This is a genomic window from Sulfitobacter sp. NFXS29, assembly GCF_040148765.1.
Lineage (GTDB): Bacteria > Pseudomonadota > Alphaproteobacteria > Rhodobacterales > Rhodobacteraceae > Sulfitobacter.
On the sequence record NZ_JAGDED010000001.1, the window covers coordinates 928,475 to 944,557 of the forward strand.

Here is a 16,083-nt window from a genome sequence, read left to right on the forward strand (position 1 = left end):
TACCCGCGGATTCCCGCCTTATCAAACTTTTAGCTTGGATTGTGACCATAGAAGGCGTATACAGAGGTCACTGCTCGATAGGTTTCTTGCCTGTATGAAACCTGCCTCAATAACTTACGCCCGCCTCGTGCGGGCGTTTTTTTTGGCCTATCGTTCGCCGCTTCCCTCCCTTGGCGGTTTCGCGCGCAAACCCTTTCCCTTTGCCCTCTCCGCAGTACATGATGCAGTCGCAGCATGAACAAGGAGACGCGCCATGGCTTTCACCATCGACCTGTCCGGCAAAACAGCCGTCATCACCGGATCGAATTCTGGAATCGGACTGGGCATCGCCTGGGAACTGGCGCGGGCCGGGGCCGATATCGTGTTGAACTCTTTTACCGATGACGAAACGGATCATGCCTTGGCGCAGCAGATGGCCGAGGAATGCAACGTAACGGCCCGGTACATCAAGGCGGATATGTCCAAGGGGGCGGAGTGTCGGCGCTTGATCGCCGAAGCCGGGACCTGTGACATCTTGGTGAACAATGCGGGCATCCAGCATGTGGCTCCGATACCCGATTTCCCGGCCGAGAAATGGGATGCGATCATCGCGATTAACCTGTCGTCGGCCTTTCACACCACCGCCGAAGCGCTGCCGATGATGCGCAAGGCGGGGTGGGGCCGGGTGATCAACATCGCCTCGGCGCATGGCTTGACGGCCTCGCCCTATAAATCGGCCTATATCGCCGCGAAACACGGGATAGTCGGCCTCAGCAAGACGACGGCGCTGGAAACGGCGAAAGAGCCAATCACCTGCAACGCGATTTGCCCGGGCTATGTGCTGACCCCGATCGTTGAAAAGCAAATCCCCGACACGATGAAGGAATACGACATGAGCCGCGATGAAGTGATTGAGCAGGTCATGCTCACGCGCCAGCCGTCGCGTGAATTTGCCACTGTCGAGCAGATGGGCGGCACGGCGACGTTTCTGTGCTCTGACGCGGCGGCCCAGATCACTGGCACGACCATCAGCGTCGATGGCGGCTGGACAGCGTTGTAAGCGCCGTGGCGGTCAAGAAACGCATTAACCTCGCCCTCCAAGGGGGCGGCGCGCATGGCGCTTTCACCTGGGGGGTATTGGATCGGCTGTTGCAGCAGGACGATCTTGAGATCTGTGGCATCTCCGGCACCTCTGCCGGGGCGCTGAATGGTGCGGCGCTGAAATCGGGGATGATCTCGGGCGGGCGCGAGGGCGCGCGGGAGAACCTTGATTGGCTCTGGACGCAGGTGTCGGGCATTTCCGACTTGCGGCTGTCGCTTTGGCTGGCGCCTTTTGGATTGGATAAACTCAGTCAGGCGATGGAATATTCACTGCCCATGGCGATCTCAGACTCGCTGACGCGGGTTGTGTCGCCCTATGCCTACGGCCCGTTCTATCGCAATCCGCTCGAAGATGTCGTGGCGCGGTTTGACTATGGCAAGGTGGGCGCGCATAAGCCGCCGTTCTTCTTTGTCTGCGCCACACGGGTGCGCAATGGTAAGATCAGGGTGTTTGAAGGGGATGAGATCGGCCCCGACGCGCTGCTGGCCTCGGCCTGTCTGCCGACGATCTTTAAGGCGATTGAGATAGATGACGCTCAGACCGGCCAACGCGAAGCCTTTTGGGATGGCGGTTACACTGGCAACCCGGCGCTGTTCCCGCTGTTCCGCGATGACTTGCCCGAAGACATCGTGGTGGTGAACATCAACCCGTTAGAGCGTGAAGACCTGCCGACAACGCCCCAGCAAATCCAGAACCGGATCAATGAGATCAGCTTTAATTCCAGCCTCTTGCGAGAGATGCGGGCGATTGATTTCGTCCAGCGCCTGATTGCGGATGGCACTTTGCCCGAAGGTCGGATGAAGCGGGTTCACATGCATATGATCGCCGACGACGCGCTGATGGCGCAGCTTTCGGTGGCCACCAAGCTGATGCCGAACCCAGCCGTGATCAAGGCGCTGCATGAGGCGGGTGTGGCGGCGGCGGATCAGTTCTTGACGGACCACTTTGATGATCTGAACCAGCGCAGCAGCGTCGATCTACCCGCGATGTTCGGCTGAGTTTTCGGGGTCTGACAGCGCCAGCGCCTCGGGCAGATCGGCACCGGGGCGCGGCGGATAGACCAGCCCGGCAGAGATCACCAGCTTCGCGGCGTCTTCGACGCTCATGTCGAGTTCGATCACATCTTCACGCGGCAAGAAAAGCAAAAAACCTGAGGTCGGGTTCGGCGTCGTCGGCAGAAAGACCGAGAGCATCTCGCCCCCTGCGTTGGTGCGGGCCAAGACCTCTCCCTTGGCTTCGGTCGAGATAAAGCCAAGCGCCCAGATGCCGCGTCGAGGGTATTCGATCAGGCAGGCGGTCTCAAAGCTCCGCTCGGACTGGGCAAAGATCGTCTCGGAAATCTGTTTGATGCCGGAATAGATCGTCCGCACCACGGGGGTGCGTTCCACCAGACTTTCGGCAAAACGGATCATCGAACGCCCGATCAGCCCTTTTGCAGCCCAGCCCACCATGACCGTGAAGATCAGAAAGATCACCACCCCAAGGCCGCGCACGTTGAATTGCATCGACGGGTCAAGGCCAAGGAAATCTTGGAGCAGGCGGTCAGGATGGTAGGCTTTGGGCACCAATGGCAGTACGAAACCGTCGATCCATCCGACCACGCTCCAGATCAGCCAGATGGTCAGCCCAACGGGCGCAATCACGACCAACCCGGTCAGGAAAGACGCGCGCAGCCTTGCGACAAGGCTGCGCCGGACCTGAGTTGGGTCGGGATCAAAAGGTGTGTTCATCTGCGCCGTTTTCCGAAGAGTTAATCGCAACATAGCTAAGGCGTATGCCCCGGCCCGGCAATGGCTCGACGGTGTTTTTCGCCTTTAACGCGGCAGGTTGACGAGGTTTGCGGCGATCTTGGCCCCCAGCCGGGCATTGTTGCGCACCAATGCGATATTGGCGGTGAGCGAGCGGCCCTTGGTCAACTCGAAGATGCGCTGGAGCAGGAAGGGGGTCACACCTTTGCCGCTGACCCCTTGGGCATCAGCTTCGGATTGTGCCTGTGCGATGATCGGCGCGAGTTCGGCGGCGGGAATTTCCTCATCCGCGGGGATCGGATTGGCCACAAGCTGCCCGCCGGGCAGCCCCATGGCGGCGCGGGTGCGGTGGGCCTTGGCAAGGGCTGCTGCATCGTCAAGACGCAGCGGCGATTGCAGATCGGAGCCTGCGCTCCAGAAGGCGGGGAAGCTGTCTTGCCCCACGGTGATGACCGGCACGCCTTGGGTTTCGAGCACTTCCAGCGTTTTCGGCACGTCCAAAATGGCTTTGGCACCCGCGGCGATCACGGTGACGGGGGTCTGCGCCAATTCCATCAGATCGGCGGAGATGTCAAAGCTGTCTTCCGCACCTTTGTGCACGCCGCCGATGCCGCCGGTGGCGAAGACTTCGATGCCCGCGAGGTTGGCGGCGATCATGGTGGCGGCGACGGTGGTGGCGCCTGTGCCACCCGACGCGATGCAGACGGCCATATCGGCACGCGAAAGTTTCGCCACATCTTTGGCCTGCGCCAGATCGCTGAGCTGGTCGTCGTCCAAACCGATGTGCAACGCGCCACGGATCACGGCGATGGTGGCGGGGACAGCACCTGCATCGCGGATGTCCTGCTCAACCTGCCGCGCCACTTCGAGGTTTTGCGGATAGGGCATGCCATGGGTGATGATGGTGCTTTCCAGCGCCACGATCGGTGCGCCGCTTTCGCGGGCCTTGGCCACTTCGGCGCTGAAGGTCAGGGGCAGGGCGGAAGGGGCGGTGGTCATATCTTGGTCTCTCCGGAAACGTAAAGGGCGGCAGCGTCGAGTGCGGCCTTGAGGGCGGGTTGCGCGACGGCACCGCCAAGTTCGGCAGCCACATGGGCGGCCATGAATGTGTCGCCTGCGCCCGTCACACGGGCCACATGGACCGAGGGCGGGGTGAGGGTGATGATATCATCGCCTTGACCTACGGTGGCGGGGTTGCCGCCATCTGTCACCACGGCACGGCGCGCGCCCCGGGCCAGCAGGGCGCGGGCGGCGGAGGGGGAATCGTCAAAGCTGGCCTGACACAGCAGCCCGGCTTCTTCGAGGTTTACATAAAGCGTGCCGCGCCCGGCCTTGAGGAAAGGCGTCAGCCGCAGCGCCTTGCCGGGCGAGGCGGGGGCCACGCGCAGATCGGCCTTTGCCAACAGCGGGCTCTGCGCCATCCGGGCGAGCAATTCGACGGTGAGGTTGCCATCCAGCGCCACGGCCCCTTCGTAAGGAGCGGGCAGGCTGCCATCCTCCAGCGGGCGCAGAATTTTATCCCCCGCAGCTTCCAGCGAATGGGCATCGGCAATCGCGGCAATCAACCCGTTGGACCCTTCGACGGCCATATAGCGGTCGGTCGGCAGGTCGTCTGAGCGGTAGACGTGATCGGTGATCAGCCCGCGAAGGGCGCAGGCGGCGATCAACTCGTCCCCCTCCGCGTCACGACCCACGGCGGACAGCAGCGCGGGCGTCAACCCAAAGCGCGCCAGCGCCATGCCGATGTTCAGCGCCACGCCGCCCGGCAAACGGGTGATGCGCCCCGGCATGTCGGAGCCTTGGCGCATGGCGTTTTCAGAGCGGCCGATCACGTCCCAAAGGACGGAGCCAATGCACAGGATGTCAGCTGTCTTTGTCATGCGGCGCTTCTAGCCGCCAAATCTGCCGACGCGCAAGCGGCGTTATTGTGGCACCGCAAATGTCAGCGCCGCCCAGAGCGTTTCCCAGACCGGCTGATCGGGATCGTATCCGGCACCCGTCTGAGCCGCTGCTGCCGGGCGCAGCACTACAGCGTCAAAGAGGTACTCGTGGCCTGCGGTGACGGGAATAACCGCTTCTCCCGCCGCGTCGGTGCGGTGGAGCGAGATGGTCACGCTGTCATCCGGCGCGCGGTCGAAAACCTCAACCTGGGCATCGGCGCGGGGTTCATCCTGATAGAAAAGCGCGACTTTCATCTGACCGTCAAAATCCGCGTCATAGGGATTCGTCAGGGCGACAAATTCGGTGGTCATGCCGGTGGGGGCGTCGTCTCCAATGCCGGAACCTGTGGCGATCAGGGTTTTGACGTGGCGTGTATAGCTCTCCACGACTTTTTCCTGCGACCAGCCGTTGACGCTGTGATCGGCTTCAGCCTTCGGGAAATCCTTGTGCTCGGCGAAGGAGAGGAATTTCTCCCATTCCTCATAGGTCACCTTGGAGGGGGTGGTCTCGGCCACCACAACCACCAGCGCATCCCGGCCCGGCGCGGGGATTTGTAGTGCCGGGTTGTCGCCTGCGCGGGGAGAGAGGTTAAAAGCCTGTCCCTCTACCACGATCTCAAAACGATTGAGCCGGTTGGGGAGGTAGGGAAAGGTCGATCCGACAAACTCTTCGCCATTGCGGAAATGCGCTGCGATCTTTTCACCGCTTTCCACTTGATAGTTCAGCGGCGACAGCCAGTATTCATGGGCAACAGCAGGGAATGCCGGTAAGATACTGAAAATAATAGCGGACAACTGGGACAGTTTCATGAAGCGAACTTTCATTTTGTTAAGAACCAAGCTGGCATTGCTTGGACTGATGTCAAGCGCATTGGTGTTTTCCATAGGCGCTGCGGTGCAGGCGCATGAGGTCAAACCGACAATCGCGGACCTGAACGTCGCCGAAGGGCGCGCTGTGCTGGCGCTCGAGATTAACCTCGAAGCTCTGCTGGCGGGGATCGACCTCGACACTGTCGAAGACACCGACAATGCCGAGAATGCAGGCGATTACGATGCGCTGCGCAGCTTGCCCGCTGCGCGTATTGCGGCCCGTGCGCCCGAGCTTTTGCCGAACTGGAACAGCCTGCCATTGCTCAGCGTCAATGGCACGGCCGTGTCTTTGGAAAGCGTGACGATCGAGGTGCCCGAGGGGATCGACGCCGAACTGCCGCGCGACAGTCTTTGGCGGCTGGAGGCGGCAGTGCCCGCAGGAGCCGAGCAGGTGCAGGTGACCTGGCCCGATGGCGCGGGGGCACTGGTGCTGCGCCAGCAGGGGGTGGAAGACCCCTATACCGGCTATCTGGCGGGCGGCGAGACGAGCCCCGAGATCGCGCTCTCAGGCGGCGATGCGCAAAGCGGTTGGCAAGCCTTCGTCAGCTATATCCCGGTCGGTTTCGACCACATTCTGCCCAAAGGGTTGGATCATATCCTATTCGTTTTGGGCCTGTTCTTCCTGTCGACCCGTCTGCGCCCTTTGATCTGGCAGGTTACCGCCTTCACACTGGCCCATACGGTCACACTTGCGCTTGGTGCTCTGGGCTGGGTCAACGTGCCCGGTGCGATCGTCGAGCCGCTGATCGCCGCGTCGATCACCTATGTCGCGGTCGAGAATATCTTTCACTCCGCGCTGAACCGTTGGCGGCCCTTGGTGATCTTTGGCTTCGGCCTGCTGCACGGGCTCGGCTTTGCCTCGGTGCTGGGGGACTTTGGCCTGCCTGCGGGGCAATTCGTGCCGGCGCTTATTGGCTTTAATATCGGGGTGGAACTGGGCCAGCTTGCGGTGATCGCCATCGCCTTCGTGCTGGTCGGCTGGGCGATGAAGCGCGATTGGTATAGCCGGGCCATCGCGGTTCCCGCCTCTTGCGTCATCGCGGCGGTCGGGGCCTATTGGTTCATCGAACGGGTATTTCTGTAAGCGCACGGGCAGCCCTAACTGGGCTGCCCCAATGGCCGCTTAGCCCTGCATGGCGGCGATCAGGGTGGCGAGTTCGGCCACCGGATCGTCCTTGTCCCAAATCTCGGTCCCGATGCCGAAAAAGTCGGTCCGGGGGGCGAGATTGCGGATCATGTTGATGTCCAGCGCGCCCTCGGCGACGACGGGCACTTCGATCACTTCGGACCACCATTGAAACAATTCGGCTTCGGCAAAGCTTCCGTCGCCAAGCGTGCTGGCTTGGGTGGGGCCAAAGCTGACGTAATCGGCCCCGGCTTCGCCAGCGGCCATCCCCTCGTGCCGCGATGTGCCGCAAAAGGAACCGACGATCGCATCTTCGCCCAGTTCTTTGCGGGCATGGCGCACCGTGCGCGCCGCATCGCTCAGGTGCACGCCGTCAAGGCCGAGCTTTTCGACCATCAGGAGGTGATCCGTGATCACCAAGGCCACATCGCGCGCATGGGTCACTTCGCGCAGCGCGTCACCGGCGCGCGACAGACGGTCTTCGTCGCGGGTTGATAGCGCCATCCGCACACAGGCGACCGGATGCGCGTCCAGCACGGCGGCCAGTTGCGCGGGGAATTGGCTCAGCTCAACTTCGGGTGGGGTGATAAGGTAAATCTGCGGCTGTTCTGGCGCGTCCATGGTCATTGTCCTTAATCGGGTCTGCAGGTCTGACTAGCGCAAGGCGCTGCAAAAGAAAACGGATATGCGTCTGTGGCGCGGGCTTTCTTGCGGTGGTGCGGCGCAGGGGCTATGAGGCGCGCATGACCCAGACAACATCCTCCTCCGTCCAGCCTGCGCCGATCCCGGCCATCGTGCTTGTCCGCCCACAGATGGGCGAGAACATCGGCGCCGCGGCGCGCGCGATGTGGAATTTTGGCCTTGATCACATGCGCGTCGTGGCCCCGCGCGACGGCTGGCCCAGCCAATCTGCCGTGGCCATGGCCTCGGGGGCGGGGCGGCTGTTGGATGAGGCGCAGCATTGCGACGATCTGCCAGGCGCACTTAGCGATTGCGATTTCACCTTTGCCACCACCGCGCGCGGCCGCGACCTGACCAAGCCAGTCTACAGCCCTGAAGCGGCGATGCGGCTGGCCGCGGAAAAGATCGCGGCAGGCCAAAGGGTTGCGGTGCTTTTCGGGCCAGAGCGGGCTGGGCTTGAGAATGAGGATATTGCGCAGGCCAATGCGATTGTCTCGGTTCCGGTAAATCCGAAATTCGCTTCGCTCAACCTCGCGCAATGTGTGCTTTTGATGTCCTATGAATGGATGCGCGCACAGGGTGAAGTGACGCATGAAGTGACCGAGATGGCGGGCACCGACTGGGCCAAAGGGGCCGAGGTCGACCATCTGGCGCGGCATTACGAGGAACGGTTGGAAGAGGCGGGGTTCTTCTACCCTGAGCACAAAACGGCGTCTATGAAGCTGAACCTGCGCAATATGTGGTCGCGGATGCCGTTGACCCGGGCGGATGTGCAGATGCTGCATGGCATCCTGCGGCAAATGGTCCGGTGGAAGAACAAGGGGTGAGGGAAGACTGAGGGCCAGCGGCGGCCCGTGGGGTGGCGATGCGTCGGGTGGTTCATGCCACTTTATCGTGCAGTGTCAACGCCTTGTCGCAAAGCTGCCCCCAGACTCACCAGATCGCCTCCCCGTGGGGCGGGCGGGCGATGGCCCGGCGCCTGCGGCTTGACTCCGGGCTGGGCTGCCACTGGACCGTTTCGAACATAACGCCCCCCGCTAGACCTTTCCCTGCCCATGGCATACCACTGCATCCAAACGGAAAATGAGGCGCGCCATGGCGGAAAAACGCAAACTTTTCGAAGAGGTCGGGACCGACCAACCCAGCCGTGCCCCGGTGCAATCCGGCGGCATCGACAAGGGCCGTGGCGGCGCACGTGGCCCGATCCGGATTTGGCTGATGATCCTCTTCGCGCTGGTCTTTGTCATGATCGCCGTGGGCGGGCTGACGCGGCTGACCGACTCTGGGCTCAGCATCACCGAATGGCGCCCTGTAACCGGTGCCCTGCCACCGATGACTGAGGCCGACTGGCAGTCTGAGTTCGATAAATACAAGCAGATCGACGAGTTTCAGGTCCAGAACTCTTGGATGGAACTCTCTGATTTCAAAAGCATCTATTGGTGGGAATGGGGGCATCGGCAACTTGGCCGGGTGATTGGCCTCGTCTGGGTTTTGGGCTTTCTCTACTTCCTGCTTCGGCGTCAAATTCCGGTGGGCTGGAACAAGCGCCTGCTCTTTATCGGTGCATTGGGCGGCGCGCAGGGGGCGATTGGCTGGTGGATGGTCGCTTCGGGTGTGACCAGCGGGCAGGGGGTGACGGATGTGGCCTCTTACCGTCTGGCGACCCATCTCGGCCTCGCCTTTGTCATCCTCGGTTTTATCACATGGTATGTGCTCTTGCTGGGCCGCAGCGAACGGGACCTAATTCAGGCCCGCCGCGCCAAGGAGGCCAAGCAATTCGGCATGGCCACCGGCTTGTTGCATTTCGCAGCGTTGCAAATCCTGCTGGGTGCCTTGGTCGCGGGCATCGATGCAGGGCGCTATTTCGTCGATTGGCCGCTGATGCAGGGGCAGTTCTTCCCGCCCGAGGCTTTCGATATCGCACCGACATGGCGCAACTTCTTTGAAAATCCCGGGCTGGTGCAATTCATGCACCGGGTGGCGGGCTATCTGCTCTTTGCATTCGGCGTGGTCGTCTGGCTGCGCGGTCGCCGTTCGGCCCATGCGCGGACGCGCTTTGCGTTTAATGCGGTGATGGCGGCGCTGGCTTTGCAGGTGGTTCTGGGCATCACCACGGTGCTCTATGCCGCCCCGGTGCATCTGGCGCTGGCGCATCAGGCGCTTGCCGTTCTGCTCTGGGTATTGATCCTGCGGGCGCGTTTTCTTGCGGCCTATCCCGTTGCCACATCGCTGAGAGGCTGAGACATGACTGCATATGACGATTTGATGGTCTTTCAGCGCGAGACCGAAGCCCTGGCGCAGGTCGCGGGGCGGCTCGGCTGGGACCAAGAAACGGTCATGCCCCGCGGCGCCGCGCCCCAGCGGGGCGAGGAGATGGCGGCGATGGAAAGCGTGCTGCACGCCCGCCGGATCGACCCGCGTATCGCCGATTGGTTGGGCCGTATCGAAACGGCGGGTCTGGACGCGGTGGGGCAGGCCAATCTGCGCCACATCAAACGCGATTTTGACCGTGCGACCCGTGTCCCCGCCGATCTGGCGTCGCGGATCGCCCGTGTCACCTCCGCCGCCCAAGGCACATGGGCCGAGGCCCGCGCCGCCGACGATTTCGCGGCCTTCGCCCCAACTTTGAAAGAAGTGATTGCTCTCAAACGTGAAGAGGGGGCTGCGCTGGCCGAGGGGCGCGATATCGGTATCTACGACGCGATGCTAGAAGACTATGAGCCCGGCACCACGGCGGCGGACCTCGAAGCCATGTTCGGCGCGCTGCGCCCGAAATTATCTGAGTTGCGCGCCGCTGTGCGGGAGGCCGAAGCGCCACCGGTGCTCGAAGGGGTTTTCGACGAAGCGGCGCAGATGACCCTGACCGCCAAACTGGCGCGGCGCTTTGGCTATGATCTGGCCACCGGGCGCATCGACAAGGCGGTGCATCCTTTCTCCTCGGGCTCGGGTTTGGACGTCCGGATCACCACAAGGACCAATGCGCTGGACCCGTTCAACTGCTTTTACTCCACTGTGCATGAGGTTGGCCACGCCGCCTATGAACAGGGAATCGACAGCGCCTACCTGCTGACCCCGCTGGGGCAGGGCGTGTCGATGGGGGTGCATGAAAGCCAAAGCCGAATCTATGAAAACCAAATCGGCCGCAGCCGCGCCTTCACCGGATGGCTTTACGGCGAGATGGTGGCTGTCTACGGCGACTTTGGCGTGCCGGACGCCGAGACATTTTACAGAATCGTCAACCGCGTCTCGGATGGCTTCATCCGGACCGAGGCTGACGAGCTGCAATATAACCTTCACGTCCTGCTGCGTTTCGACCTTGAACGGGCGCTGATGTCGGGCGATCTGCAGGTCGACGGGTTGGAGGCCGCATGGAACGATCGGTTCGAGGCCGATTTCGGCTACGCGGTCGACCGCCCCTCAAACGGGGCCTTGCAGGATGTCCATTGGTCCGTCGGGCTATTGGGGTATTTCCCTACCTATAGCCTCGGCAATGTCTATGCGGGATGCCTTCATGAGGCACTGCGGAAAGCGGTACCTGACCTTGATGAGGCTTTGGCGAGGGGGGATACAAGCACGGCCACCACATGGCTGCGCGAGAAGGTGCAGCAGCACGGCGGGCTCTACGAGCCGCGAGAGGTGATCGCGCGGGCTTGCGGAAAGCCGCCGACGGAGGCGCCTTTGCTAACTTATCTGGAGAATAAGTTCAAAGATTTGTACAATATTTAAGCATACAGGACCGGGAACAATTGAGCGTTGACGGTGTTGCTTAAACAGCGAGCACTGCTTCGGAACTTAACCATGCCTTAACATTTCGCCTTTGCGCTGGCTAAGATTATATGCGATGGTGCGGTGAGTTTAAAATTTGACGAGATACAGGAGTACCTAGACGTGAAAATTCTTGCAACGGTGGCGGCGACTATCGCTCTTTCGGGTGCTGCTTTCGCCCAGACGACAACACAGGCAGCTGTTCTTGGCGCATCGGACGATAGCGTCTATTCGCTTCAGGTTCAGGGCGCTAACGGCATCATCTACAACTGTAAGCCGAACCCAGTAACTGTTGACGGCAACACCGCACGTGTGTGCGTCCGTGCCGATGGCGCTGGTCTTTTCGAAGCGGGCGCCGGCCTGGGTGGTGGAGCTGCTGCAGCCGGTGCGGCTCTGGTCCTGATTGCGATTGCGTCGGGCTCGTCCTCTTCGACTACAACAACGACTACCAACTAATTCTTAACGAAAACTTAAGATGGAAAAACCCCCGCGCTGATAGCGCGGGGGTTTTTTTATTGCTGGATAGTCTGTCGAAAAAAACGCCCCCTACGTTTTGCGCAGGGGGCGGAGCGGCCGCCGATTATTCGGCGGCGCTGCTTCCTTCTTCGGCTTCGTCTTCTTCGTTGCCCTGATCGGCGATCCAAGCGACGCTGACGACTTCTTCGTTCTTACCGGTGCTGAACACCTTCACGCCGCCTGCGCTGCGCGAGCGGAAAGAAATCCCCTCAACCGGCACGCGGATCGACTGGCCTTTGGAGGTCGCAAGCATCACCTGATCGGACATTTCCACTGGGAAACAAGCGACGATAGGGCCATGGGCCATGGCTTTTGTCCAAGCGGTCACACCCATGCCGCCGCGACCGCGGACCGGGTAATCATGGGCCGAGGAAACCTTGCCCGCGCCCTTGGCGGTAATCGTCAGGATCAGATCTTCGGCTGCCGACATTTCCGCATAGCGTTCGGTGCTGAGCTGCCCTGCCTGAACTTGTTCTTCCTCGTCGTCGCTGCTGTCGTCATCGGTCAGCCCGGCCATCAAGCGGCGCTGTTTGAGATAGGCGACACGTTCTTCCGAGCTTGCCTCGAAGTGCCGGATCACGGACATGGAGACGAGGTTATCCCCTTCGCCCAAGCGGATGCCGCGCACGCCGACGGAGTTGCGCGAGTTGAAGACCCGCACATCGGTCGCCGGGAAGCGGATCGCGCGGCCTGCGTCGGTGACCAGCATTACGTCATCGTCGTTCGAGGCGATGCGTGCGTTGATCAGCGTGGTGCCTTCGTGTTCGCCTTCGAACTTCATCGCGATCTTGCCGTTGGACTTCACATTGGTGAAATCCGACAGCTTGTTGCGCCGCACGGTCCCTGCGGAGGTGGCAAAGATCACCTGTAGGTCGTCCCAATCCTTCTCATCCCGGTCGACCGGCATGATTGCCGCGATGGAGACGCCAGTGGGGATCGGCAGAATGTTGACGATGGCCTTGCCCTTGGCGGTGCGGGCCCCCTGCGGCAGGCGCCATGTCTTCAGCTTGTAGACCATGCCGTCGGTGGTGAAGAACAAAAGCTGTGTATGGGTATTGGCGACGAAGAGGTTGGTGACGACATCCTCTTCCTTGGTCTGCATGCCCGAAACACCCTTGCCGCCGCGGCGCTGCGCGCGGAAGTCGGCCAGCGGCGTGCGTTTGATGTAGCCGCCGGAAGTCACGGTCACGACCATATCCTCGCGCGCGATCAGGTCTTCGTCGTCCATGTCGCCCGACCAGTCGACGATCTCCGTCCGGCGCGGCACGGCGAATTGGTCACGCACCTCGCGCAGCTCGTCCGAGATGATGCCGAGGATCCGCTCACGGGAGCCGAGAATTTCGAGGTATTCCTTGATCTTACCGGCCAGTTCTTCCAGCTCGTCGGTGACTTCCTTGACGCCGATCTGGGTCAGGCGCTGCAGACGCAACTCAAGGATCGCGCGGGCCTGCGCCTCGGAGAGGTTATAGGTGCCATCGTCATTCGCAGTGTGGGTCGGATCGTCGATCAACGCGATATAGGGCAGGATGTCTTCGGCGGGCCAGCGGCGGGTCATCAGCTTTTCGCGTGCCTCGGCCGCGTCGGCGGAGGCGCGGATGGTGGCGACAACCTCGTCGATGTTGGTGACGGCCACTGCCAGACCACAAAGGATGTGGCTGCGTTCGCGCGCCTTGCGCAGCAGATAGGCGGTGCGGCGGGCGACAACTTCCTCTCGGAAGTCGATGAAATAGCTGAGGAACTTGCGCAGCGTCAGCTGCTCAGGGCGGCCCCCGTTCAAAGCCAGCATGTTGCAGCCGAAATAGGTCTGCATTGGCGTGAAACGGTAAAGCTGGTTCATCACCACTTCGGCAGTCGCGTCGCGTTTCAGCTCGACCACCACGCGCACGCCGTTACGGTCGCTTTCGTCCTGAACGTGGGCGATGCCGTCAATCTTCTTGTCGCGGACCTGTTCGGCGATCTTTTCGATCATCGTGGCCTTGTTGACCTGATAGGGGATCTCGTCGATGACGATGGCCCAGCGGTCTTTGCGGATTTCTTCGACCCGCGTCTTGGCGCGGATCACGACGCTGCCACGCCCCTCAAGGTAGGCTTTGCGCGCGCCGGAACGCCCCAGCATGATGCCGCCTGTCGGGAAATCGGGGCCGGGGACATAGTCGATCAACTGCTCTGAGGTGAGGTCCGGGTCGTCAATCAGCGCAAGGCAAGCGTCGATCACCTCACCAAGGTTGTGCGGCGGGATGTTGGTCGCCATGCCGACGGCGATACCGCCTGCGCCATTGACCAGCATGTTGGGAAAGCGCGCGGGCAGGACAGTCGGTTCCTGCTGCTTGCCGTCGTAGTTGTCTTGGAAATCAACGGTTTCCTTGTCGATGTCCGCCAATAGATAGGCGGCAGGCTTGTCCATGCGCACCTCGGTGTAGCGCATTGCCGCCGGGTTATCCCCGTCCATCGAGCCGAAGTTGCCCTGACCGTCCAAGAGCGGCAGTGACATGGAGAAATCCTGCGCCATCCGCACCAGCGCGTCATAAATCGCACTATCGCCATGCGGGTGGTACTGGCCCATGACATCGCCCACCGGGCGGGCAGATTTGCGGTAGGCTTTTTCATGCGTGTTGCCGGTCTCATGCATCGCGTAAAGGATGCGGCGGTGCACTGGTTTCAGGCCGTCGCGCAGATCGGGAATCGCGCGGCTGACGATCACGCTCATCGCGTAGTCCAGATAGGACGTGCGCATCTCGTGTTCGATGGTCACCGACGGCCCGTGAAAGATGGGCTTTTCGTCTGCGTTTTCAGGGGTATCCGGCGTATCGGTCACGTATCTTGCCCACCATTTTTATGGTTCTATATCTTGGGGTTTTCTATAGCAGACGGGGCATATCAGGTGCAATGGCTGTGGCCGAAACGCACTGGCAGCACTCGGGGCGAAGTGCCAACATGCTGTTTTCATTGAAAAGTAATTCTCACCGCGCAAACTTGTCATACAGAGGCAGCAAAGGAGGCGCAACATGCCCCGCAGTGAAACCGAGTTGATGCTGAAAGGTTATGGGCTGACCACGGCAGAGTTCTTTTATCATATGCCCGACTATAATCACGTGCTGAACAGTTATATCTGGCAGGATTACGACATCGCGCCAGACCACCCGCGCCTGTTCGAATTCGTCGAATTCTGGCGCGCGGAACTGGACGGGCCGCTGCATTCGGTCCGTTTCACCCATCGCAAGCTGATCGGTCCCGGCGAGTGGCAGAACCAAGTGGGCGAGTTCACGCTACATTAAGCCAGAAGGCGGCCATCCAAAGGGCAGGGGCGTCAGGCCGAACAGCTCGCCCCACCCAAGACACAGAACTTTGCACAATGCGGGTGGTTCAATGCCACATCACGCTCAGCCTCGGCCAAGGTCGTGCCAAGCTCGAACTCCGGGTCATAGGGCAGCAGGGTGCAGGCCAGCACGGCAGGCTTCTCAGCGCCTTTGCGTTTGACCACCATACGAGATGAAGAGCACATCACCGCATTTGGCGAAATATCCAAGATGCCCCAGCAGGCGGTGGTAATCTCTGGAACTTCAACGGCTTCGTCCATCTCTGGGAAAAGCACGGTCATGCCGGGGTCTTGGGCGTCGATGGCAAAGCCGTGCTCGGCGTAAAATGCGGCATAGCCCGCGCGGCTGTCGGCATCGCTATCGGCAAAGATCGAGCGCCCGGCCACCGCCATGCGAAACCCATTGTCGCGCAGCCATTCCATGCCCAGCAGCGTCTTGTCAAAAGCCCCTTCACCGCGCTCAGCGTCATGCAGATCGCGGCGGTAGTGGTCGACGGAGATACGAAAGGTCATCTTGCCAGGATAGGCATCGCGCAGCCGCAACAGACCGTTTTGCACCGATTTGCGCATCATCGGGCGCATGGCATTGGTAAGGATCAACACCTCATAGCCGCGCGCCAGTGAGGCTTCGGTGATATCGATCATCTGCGGGTTCATGAAGGGCTCGCCCCCGGTAAAGGCGATTTCGCGCACCGGCCAGTCGCGCTCGACAATCTGATCGAGGTAGTCGCACACCTCTGCAGCGGTGATGTAGACCAGCGCGTCATTCTTCGGGCTGGAGGCGATGTAGCAGTTCACGCATTCGATATTGCACAGGGTGCCCGTGTTGAACCAAAGCGTTTCCGCCCCGCGCAGAGCGACGGTGGCGCGTGGTTCCCCCTTGGCGGTCACCGCCGGGTTCTGGAACTTGCCCTCGTTTGCTTGCGCGATATCTTTCATGATTGGTCCTTGCGTGATCCCGTGTGTTTCTATCCAGTTGTGGTAAGCTATTGCGACCCTGCCTAAAAGTCCAAGCTGCGGGGCGCACAGTCTTGTGAACT

At 61.2% G+C, this 16,083-nt stretch carries 15 protein-coding genes; 8 read left to right on the forward strand and 7 right to left on the reverse strand.

Annotated features, from left to right (window positions below; all coding sequences use genetic code 11):
- Nucleotides 1-253: 253 nt before the first annotated feature.
- Both J3456_RS04595 and J3456_RS04600 read left to right on the forward strand, forming a co-directional pair.
- Nucleotides 254-1,039 carry a 3-hydroxybutyrate dehydrogenase gene (locus tag J3456_RS04595; RefSeq protein ID WP_349579085.1) on the forward strand — a complete coding sequence of 262 codons (786 nt, stop codon included), beginning with the start codon at nt 254-256 and terminating at the stop codon, nt 1,037-1,039.
- 5 nt (nt 1,040-1,044) lie between these two features.
- Complete coding sequence (locus J3456_RS04600) at nt 1,045-2,079, forward strand: patatin-like phospholipase family protein (RefSeq protein WP_349579086.1); 1,035 nt, start codon at nt 1,045-1,047, stop codon at nt 2,077-2,079.
- Here J3456_RS04600 and J3456_RS04605 read toward each other — a convergent pair.
- The 4 genes from J3456_RS04605 to J3456_RS04620 form a co-directional block, all read right to left on the reverse strand.
- Entirely contained in the window at nt 2,059-2,811 is a 753-nt protein-coding gene (locus tag J3456_RS04605) for a DUF502 domain-containing protein (protein WP_067262054.1), read from the reverse strand. The genes J3456_RS04600 and J3456_RS04605 overlap by 21 nt on opposite strands.
- Nucleotides 2,812-2,895: 84 nt before the next feature.
- Complete coding sequence (locus J3456_RS04610) at nt 2,896-3,828, reverse strand: pseudouridine-5'-phosphate glycosidase (RefSeq protein WP_349579087.1); 933 nt, start codon at nt 3,826-3,828, stop codon at nt 2,896-2,898.
- Nucleotides 3,825-4,709, reverse strand: a complete 885-nt coding sequence (locus J3456_RS04615) for a PfkB family carbohydrate kinase (protein WP_067623801.1) — start codon at nt 4,707-4,709, stop codon at nt 3,825-3,827. Before J3456_RS04615 ends, J3456_RS04610 begins: the two co-directional genes overlap by 4 nt.
- Nucleotides 4,710-4,751: 42 nt before the next feature.
- Nucleotides 4,752-5,579: a DUF4198 domain-containing protein gene (locus J3456_RS04620; protein ID WP_349579088.1), complete on the reverse strand. Its 828-nt coding sequence runs from the start codon at nt 5,577-5,579 to the stop codon at nt 4,752-4,754.
- On the opposite strand from J3456_RS04620, the gene J3456_RS04625 reads away from it, so the two are divergent.
- A complete protein-coding gene (locus J3456_RS04625) occupies nt 5,578-6,723 on the forward strand; it encodes a HupE/UreJ family protein (RefSeq protein ID WP_349579089.1) in 1,146 nt (381 codons plus the stop codon). The two genes, J3456_RS04620 and J3456_RS04625, sit on opposite strands and share 2 nt — an antisense overlap.
- 39 nt (nt 6,724-6,762) lie before the next feature.
- Here the strand turns inward: J3456_RS04625 and J3456_RS04630 are convergent, their stop codons facing one another.
- Nucleotides 6,763-7,386 carry a thiamine phosphate synthase gene (locus tag J3456_RS04630; protein WP_349579090.1) on the reverse strand — a complete coding sequence of 208 codons (624 nt, stop codon included), beginning with the start codon at nt 7,384-7,386 and terminating at the stop codon, nt 6,763-6,765.
- A 122-nt stretch (nt 7,387-7,508) separates the two neighbouring features.
- Here J3456_RS04630 and J3456_RS04635 point away from each other — a divergent pair, with 122 nt between their 5' ends.
- The 4 genes from J3456_RS04635 to J3456_RS04650 all read left to right on the forward strand — a co-directional run bounded on the left by J3456_RS04635 (nt 7,509) and on the right by J3456_RS04650 (nt 11,667).
- The gene (locus J3456_RS04635) at nt 7,509-8,273 is read left to right on the forward strand and encodes an RNA methyltransferase (RefSeq protein WP_348410257.1); all 765 of its coding nucleotides are present in this window, start codon (nt 7,509-7,511) and stop codon (nt 8,271-8,273) included.
- A 268-nt stretch (nt 8,274-8,541) separates the two neighbouring features.
- Nucleotides 8,542-9,687, forward strand: coding sequence for a heme A synthase (ctaA, locus tag J3456_RS04640; protein WP_349579091.1), 1,146 nt, complete (start codon nt 8,542-8,544; stop codon nt 9,685-9,687).
- A gap of 3 nt (nt 9,688-9,690) precedes the next feature.
- Nucleotides 9,691-11,172: a carboxypeptidase M32 gene (locus J3456_RS04645; protein ID WP_349579092.1), complete on the forward strand. Its 1,482-nt coding sequence runs from the start codon at nt 9,691-9,693 to the stop codon at nt 11,170-11,172.
- Between the two features lie 162 nt (nt 11,173-11,334).
- Complete coding sequence (locus J3456_RS04650) at nt 11,335-11,667, forward strand: hypothetical protein (protein ID WP_132443330.1); 333 nt, start codon at nt 11,335-11,337, stop codon at nt 11,665-11,667.
- A 124-nt stretch (nt 11,668-11,791) separates the two neighbouring features.
- Here the strand turns inward: J3456_RS04650 and gyrA are convergent, their stop codons facing one another.
- A complete protein-coding gene (gyrA, locus tag J3456_RS04655; protein WP_349579093.1) occupies nt 11,792-14,542 on the reverse strand; it encodes a DNA gyrase subunit A in 2,751 nt (916 codons plus the stop codon).
- Between the two features lie 190 nt (nt 14,543-14,732).
- On the opposite strand from gyrA, the gene J3456_RS04660 reads away from it, so the two are divergent.
- The gene (locus tag J3456_RS04660; RefSeq protein WP_349579094.1) at nt 14,733-15,002 is read left to right on the forward strand and encodes an usg protein; all 270 of its coding nucleotides are present in this window, start codon (nt 14,733-14,735) and stop codon (nt 15,000-15,002) included.
- Between the two features lie 32 nt (nt 15,003-15,034).
- On the opposite strand, the gene J3456_RS04665 is transcribed toward J3456_RS04660, so the two are convergent.
- Entirely contained in the window at nt 15,035-15,982 is a 948-nt protein-coding gene (locus J3456_RS04665) for a radical SAM protein (RefSeq protein ID WP_349579095.1), read from the reverse strand.
- Between the last annotated feature and the right edge of the window lie 101 nt (nt 15,983-16,083).